The organism is Bradyrhizobium sp. P2_E8 (assembly GCF_056403875.1).
In genome coordinates this window covers 1-6860 of the sequence record NZ_JBFUES010000358.1, presented here as the reverse complement: position 1 = coordinate 6860, position 6860 = coordinate 1, and the positions used below count along the sequence as shown (strand labels likewise).

At 66.7% G+C, this 6860-nt stretch carries 4 protein-coding genes and 1 pseudogene; all 5 read left to right on the top strand.

From position 1 onward, the window contains the following. Positions 1-2608, top strand: a 2608-nt coding sequence (locus AC1D00_RS20245; protein ID WP_477011880.1) for an efflux RND transporter permease subunit, incomplete at its 5' end; no start/stop codon positions are given. Positions 2609-2757: 149 nt separating this feature from the next. Beyond that, positions 2758-3123, top strand: a complete 366-nt coding sequence (locus AC1D00_RS20240; protein ID WP_477011879.1) for a hypothetical protein — start codon at positions 2758-2760, stop codon at positions 3121-3123. A 56-nt stretch (positions 3124-3179) separates the two neighbouring features. Further along, positions 3180-4454 (top strand): divalent metal ion exporter subunit IhpA, encoded by a 1275-nt coding sequence (gene ihpA / locus AC1D00_RS20235; protein WP_477011878.1) that lies wholly within the window; start codon positions 3180-3182, stop codon positions 4452-4454. Next, positions 4451-5428 (top strand): divalent metal ion exporter adaptor subunit IhpB, encoded by a 978-nt coding sequence (gene ihpB, locus AC1D00_RS20230; RefSeq protein ID WP_477011877.1) that lies wholly within the window; start codon positions 4451-4453, stop codon positions 5426-5428. Before ihpA ends, ihpB begins: the two co-directional genes overlap by 4 nt. Beyond that, positions 5421-6860 (top strand): annotated as a pseudogene (gene ihpC, locus AC1D00_RS20225) (divalent metal ion exporter subunit IhpC); the annotation flags it as partial. The gene ihpB and the pseudogene ihpC, both read left to right, overlap by 8 nt.

Sequence of the window (6860 nt, the reverse complement as noted above, 5' to 3'; positions counted from 1 at the left end):
GTACAACGTCATCCTCGATCCGCAGCGCATGCGCGATCTCGGCATCACCATGCAGAAGATGCGCGACGCCATCCGCGCCAGCAATGCCGACGTCGGCGGTCGCACCGTCGAGCTCTCCGAGTTCGAATATGTCATCCGCGGCAAGGGCTATCTGAAAAACGTCGACGATCTCGGCAGCATCGTGCTGAAGACGAGCAACGGGACGCCGGTCAAGCTGCGCGACGTCGCCCGCGTCGAGCTCGGGCCGGACGAGCGGCGCGGCATCGCCGAGCTCAACGGCGAGGGCGAGGTGGCGAGCGGCATCGTGCTGCAGCGCTTTGGCATGAACGCGCTCGACGTGATCGAGAGCGTCAAGAAGCGGTTCAGGGAGATCGCAACCAGCCTGCCGAAATCGGTCGAGATCGTTCCGGTCTACGACCGCTCCAACCTGATCAAGGCCGCGATCGAGACGCTCAGGCACACGCTGCTCGAGGAGAGCATCGTGGTTGCGCTGGTCTGCATCGTGTTCCTGCTGCATGTCCGCAGCGCGCTGGTCGCCATCCTGATGCTCCCCGTCGGGGTGCTGATGGCGTTCGGGGCGATGAAGCTGCTCGGGATCGGCTCCAACATCATGAGCCTCGGCGGCATCGCGATCGCGATCGGCGCCATGATCGACGCCGCGATCGTCATGATCGAGAACGCGCACAAGCATCTCGAGCGCGCCGAGCCCGGCCATTCGCGGGTGGCGATCCTGATCGAGGCCGCCGCCGAGGTCGGCCCGGCGCTGTTCTTCAGCCTGCTGATCATCACCGTCTCCTTCATGCCGATCTTCACGCTGGAATCGCAGGAGGGCCGGCTGTTCAGCCCGCTCGCCTTCACCAAGACTTTTGCGATGGCGGCGGCGGCGCTGCTGTCGGTCACGCTGGTGCCGGCGCTGATGGTGATCTTCGTCCGCGGCAGGATCATCCCGGAGCACAAGAACCCGATCAACCGCGTCCTGATCTGGACCTACCGGCCGGTCATATCAGGCGTGCTGCGGGCGCGGATCCCGGTGATCCTGCTCGCGCTCGGCGTGCTCGCCGCCTCGATCTGGCCGGCCGGCCGGCTCGGCTCCGAGTTCATGCCGAACCTCAACGAAGGCACCCTGCTCTACATGCCGACGACGCTTCCCGGCATTTCCGTGACCAAGGCCGCCGAGCTGATGCAGACCCAGGACCGCATCATCCGCTCGTTTCCGGAAGTCGCCTCGGTCTACGGCAAGGCCGGTCGCGCGGCCACCGCGACCGATCCGGCGCCGTCGGAGATGTTCGAGACCATCGTCGACCTCAAGCCGAAGAACGAGTGGCGCGCCGGCGTGACCATCGACAGCCTGATCGCCGAGATGGACAAGGCACTGCAATTTCCGGGCGTCTCCAACGCCTGGACGATGCCGATCAAGGCCCGCATCGACATGCTCTCGACCGGCATCCGCACCCCCGTTGGCATCAAGGTCATGGGCACCGATCTCGCCGGGATCGACAGACTGGCCCGGCAGATCGAGCAGGTGATCAAGGCGGTGCCCGGCACCTCCTCGGCCTATGCCGAGCGGAGCCTCGGCGGCTACTATCTCGAGATCACGCCGGACCGCGAGGCGCTGTCGCGCTACGGCATCATGGTGCAGGACGTGCAGGACACGATCGCGACCGCGCTCGGCGGCCAGGCGGTGACGACGACCGTCGAGGGCCGGCAGCGCTTCACCGTCAACATGCGCTATCCGCGCGACCTGCGCGACAATCCGAAGGCGATCGCCAGCGACATCCTGGTGCCGATGCCCGGTGGCGGCGCCGTTCCGCTCGGCGAGGTCGCGAGCGTCACGCCGGCGCGCGGGCCGACATCGATCCGGACCGAGAACGGACAGCTCGCCACCTACATCTATGTCGACATCCGCGACCGCGACCTCGGCGGCTATGTCGCCGACGCGAGGGCTGCGGTGCAGGCGAGCATCCAGTTCCCATCAGGCTATTATGTGGTCTGGAGCGGGCAATACGAATATCTGGAGCGCGCCACCGCGCGGCTGAAGATCGTGGTGCCGGTGACGCTGCTGACCATCTTCCTGCTGCTCTATCTCAACTTCCGCTCGATCACCGAGACCCTGATCGTGATGCTCTCCCTGCCCTTCGCCCTCGTCGGCGGCCTGTGGCTGATGTGGTGGCTCGGCTTCAACCTCTCGGTCGCGGTCGCGGTCGGCTTCATCGCACTCGCGGGCGTGGCGGCAGAGACCGGTGTGGTGATGCTGATCTATCTCAACCAGGCGCTCGCCGAGGCCAAAGCGCGCTGCGCACGCGCGGGCCGCGCCCTGACCCGCGACGATCTCGACAAGGCGATCATGGAAGGCGCGGTCGAACGCGTCCGCCCGAAGATGATGACGGTGGTTGCGATCATGGCCGGCCTGCTGCCGATCATGTGGAGCAGCGGAACGGGATCGGAGATCATGCAGCGGATTGCCGTGCCGATGATCGGCGGCATGATCTCGTCGACGCTGCTGACGCTGATCGTAATCCCCGCGATCTTCGGGCTGGTGAAGGGCTTTGGGCTCCGTACGGGCGATGGGGTTATCGCGTCCGAGCAGATTCCGGAGGCCGCCGAATGAACGCGTAACTGCCGTTTGTTGCGAGCCGGTCGCAGTCGCATCGTGAGCTGCAACTGCGACGTTGAGTTCCCCACACGTAACATTATTGCGGGTCGACACTGTTCCCGCCGCCATGCTAGGCCAGCCGAACCGACAGCGAGAGTGAATTCGTGGTCCTGAACCGCCGGCCCTTCAGACTGAGCTGCACGCGCAACTGGCGTGGGCTCGTGGCTGTGTTCGTCGCGGTCATGTATCTGCTCTCGGGCGCGCTCCACGGCGCCCACGACATCGATGTCACCAGCCCGTCCGGCGGCCCGGAGATCGCCTCGATGCTCGAAGACGGCGCGGCCGGCCATGGCGATCACAAGGCGCTTGCCGGCCATCACTGCCACGGCTGCTTCTCCGTCGCCGTCGTGCAACCGGTGCAACCGGAAACCGCGGCCGACGTGATGGCCGCGCCGGTCCCGCAACGGCAGCCGGCGCTCGCCGGCATCGCGCCCGATACGGACTCTCCTCCCCCCAAGCACCTGACCTGAACGGATCAGCCGGGCGCCCCATCGCGCCCATCGGTTCTCCTTCACAGGTTCTGTTCATGTCTTGCAGGCGACTGGCCGCGCGCATCGCGTGCGCGACGGCTATTCTCATCAGCCCACCCCTGGTGCTGACGTCACAGGCCCAGACGCTGACGATGCGCGCAGCGCTCTCGCGCGCGCTGGCCGCGAGCCCACGCCTGACGGCGGCGGAGCGCGACGTCGGCATTGCCACGGGGCAACGCATCCAGGCAGGCGCCCTTCTCAATCCGGAACTGTCCTATGAACAGGACAATTCATTCGGGTCGGGCATCTATCGCGGCACGCGATCGGCCGAGACCACGCTCCAGATCAGCCAGGCCTTCGAGCTGTTCGGCAAGCGGGACGCGAGGATCGCTGCCGGACAGGCCGGCATCGAGGTCGCCGCGATCCAGCGCAAGGCTGTCAAGTTGGAGGTGCTGTCGGAGACCGCGATCGCCTTCCTGAGCGTGCTCGGCGCGCAGCGGCGCATCCAGATCCTCGACGAGCAAATTGTCGCGATCGACCGGCTGACGCCGCTGCTCCGCCGCCGCGTCGAGGCCGGCGCCTCCTCCCCGGCCGAGACCGGCCGCGCCGAGGTCGCCTCCGCCCTGGTGAAGGCCGATCGCGAGCGCTTCAAGGCGACGCTGGCGAGCGCCCGGCGCGAGCTTGCGGTCCTGATGGGCGATACTGCGGCGAAGTTCGGCGAGGTCTCCGGCCGGCTCGACACCACGGGACGCCCGCCCACGTTCCAGTCGGTCGTCGCTGCCATCGATGCCAATCCGCAACTGGTGCGCTGGACGGCGGTCTTTGCCCAGCGCAATGCCGAACTATTGATGGCGCGGCTCAAGCCCTATCCGGACGTGCGGATCGCGGCCGGCTGGCGCCATTTCAACGAGACCAATGACGATGCGGCGCGCCTCACCGTCTCGGTGCCGATCCCCGTGTTCGACCGGAACCAGGGCAACATCCTCTCCGCACAGGAAAGCCTCGCCAAGACCAGGGCCGAGCGCGAGGCCAACCGCAACACGCTGATCGTGATTGCGGGCCGCGCCTATGACTCGCTCCAGGGCTCGCTGCGCGAGCTCGCCGTGCTGCGCGAGACCGCCATCCCCAAGGCCACTGAGGCTGCGGACGCGATCTCGCAAGGTTACGGCCAGGGCCGCTTCACCCTGCTCGAAGTGCTCGATGCCCAGGCCAGCGTCGCACAGGCGCGGCTGCGCGAGCAGGAGGCGCTGCAGAATTTCCATGCCGGGGTGGCGACCATCGAAGGTCTCGTCGGCAATCCCTTTGCGCTGGCCCGGGAGGGCGCACGATGAAGACATCCTCCACCATCCTCGTCGCGATCGTAACCGCAGCGCTCGGCGCCTATGGCTACGCCATGCTTGCACCGGCCAGGGTCGCGCCGACCGAGCATGCCGCCGACAAGAAGCCGGAGAAACCGAACGACCATGTCGAGYAGGACGAGCACGGCGCCGACCGCATCCGCATCTCCGACGTCAAGCTGGCCGCCGCCGGCGTCACGCTGGCGGAGGCCGCGGGCGCCACGTTGACCGACACGTTGGCCTTCAACGGCATCCTGCGCGCCAACCAGGAGGCGGTCGTTCAGGTCACACCCCGCTTTCCCGGAATTGCAAAATCGATCCAGAAGCGCATCGGCGACAAGGTCGCCAGGGACGATCTGCTCGCCGCGATCGAGAGCAACCAGAGCCTCACCGTCTACGAGCTGAAGGCGCCGATCGCCGGCACCGTCATCGAGCGGCAGATCTCGCTCGGCGAATACGCCTCCGAGCAGAAACCGGCCTTCGTCGTCGCCGACCTCTCCAGCATCTGGGTCGACCTGTCGATCTACCGGCAGGACCTCCGGCGCGTTCGCCTGGGCGACGAGGTGCTGATCGATCCCGACGATGGCCGCGGCGAGATCAAGGGCGCGATCTCCTACATGGCACCGATTGGCTCGAGCGAGACCCAGACCGCGCTGGCGCGCGTGGTGCTGCCGAATCCCGATGGCCGGCTTCGCCCCGGCCTGTTCGTCACGGCGCGGCTGATCCTCGCCACCCGCAACGTCGCAGTTGCCGTGCGCCGAAGTGCGATCCAGACGCTGGAGAGCAGGACCATCGTGTTCGTCCGCGAGGACGGCGACAAGATCGAGGCGCGCCCCGTGGAGCTCGGCGACTCCGATCCGAAATTCGTGGAGATCCGCGCAGGGCTCTCCGTCGGCGAGCGCTACGTCGCCGAGAACAGTTTTGTCGTCAAGGCGGAGATGGGCAAGGGAGACGCCGACCATGATTGACGCCCTCCTCGCCTTCTCCATTCGTCAACGATGGCTCGTGGTCCTGTTCGCGCTCGCGGCCGGCGCCTTCGGCGCCTGGAATTTCACCCGCCTGCCGATCGACGCGGTGCCCGACGTCACCAACGTCCAGGTCCAGATCAACACGCGCGCGCCGGGCCTGTCGCCGCTCGAAGCCGAACAGCGCATCACCTTCCCGATCGAGACCGCGATGGGCGGCCTGCCCAGGCTCGACTACACCCGCTCGATCTCGCGCTACGGCCTGAGCCAGGTCACCGTCGTATTCCAGGACGGCACCGACATCTATTTTGCGCGCCAGCTCGTCAATGAGCGCATCCAGCAGGCAAAGGACCAGCTGCCTGTAGGCACCGAGGTCGCGATGGGGCCGATCTCGACCGGGCTCGGCGAGATCTATGTCTACTCGGTCGAGGCCAAGGCCGGCGCGAAGTCGCCAACCGGGGCCGAGTTCACGCCGACGGAACTGCGCACCATCCAGGACTGGATCATCAAGCCGCAACTGCGCACTATTCCCGGCGTGATCGAGGTCAACTCGATCGGCGGTCATGAGCGGCAATTCCACGTGCTGCCGATCCCCGGCCGGCTGATGGCCTACAAGCTCGGCTTCCGCGATATCATGACGGCGCTGGCCGCCAACAATGCCAATGTCGGCGCCGGCTATATCGAGCGCAACGGCGAGCAATATCTCGTCCGCGCGCCCGGCCAGGTCGCCAATATCGAGGAGATCCGCGACATCGTGATCGGCTCGCGCGGCGGCGTGCCGGTGCGTATCCGCGACGTCGCCGACGTCCAGGAAGGCCAGGACCTGCGCTCGGGCGCTGCGACAACGAACGGCAGCGAAACCGTGCTCGGCACCGCCATGCTGCTGATCGGCGAGAACAGCCGCACCGTGGCCCAGCGCGTGAAGGCGAGGCTCACGGAGATCGAGAAATCGCTCCCCGACGGCGTGGTCGCGCGCGCCGTCTACGACCGCACGCATCTGGTGGAAGCCACCATCCAGACCGTCGAGAAGAATCTCGTCGAGGGCGCGGCGCTGGTGATCGCGGTGCTGTTCCTGATCCTCGGCAACATCCGCGCCGCGCTGATCACGGCCTGCGTCATCCCGCTGTCGATGCTGTTCACGATCACGGGCATGGTCGAGAGCAAGGTCAGCGCCAATCTGATGAGTCTGGGCGCAATCGACTTCGGCATCATCGTCGACGGCGCGGTCATCATCGTCGAAAACTGCCTGCGGCTGCTCGCTGCCGAGCAGCACCGGCGTGGCCGGCTGCTGTCGCTCGATGAACGGATGGAGACCATCCGCGCCGGCAGCAGCGAGGTCATCAAGCCGAGCCTGTTCGGCACGCTCATCATCGCCGTGGTCTATTTGCCGGTCCTGACCCTGACGGGGACCGAGGGCACGATGTTCACGCCGATG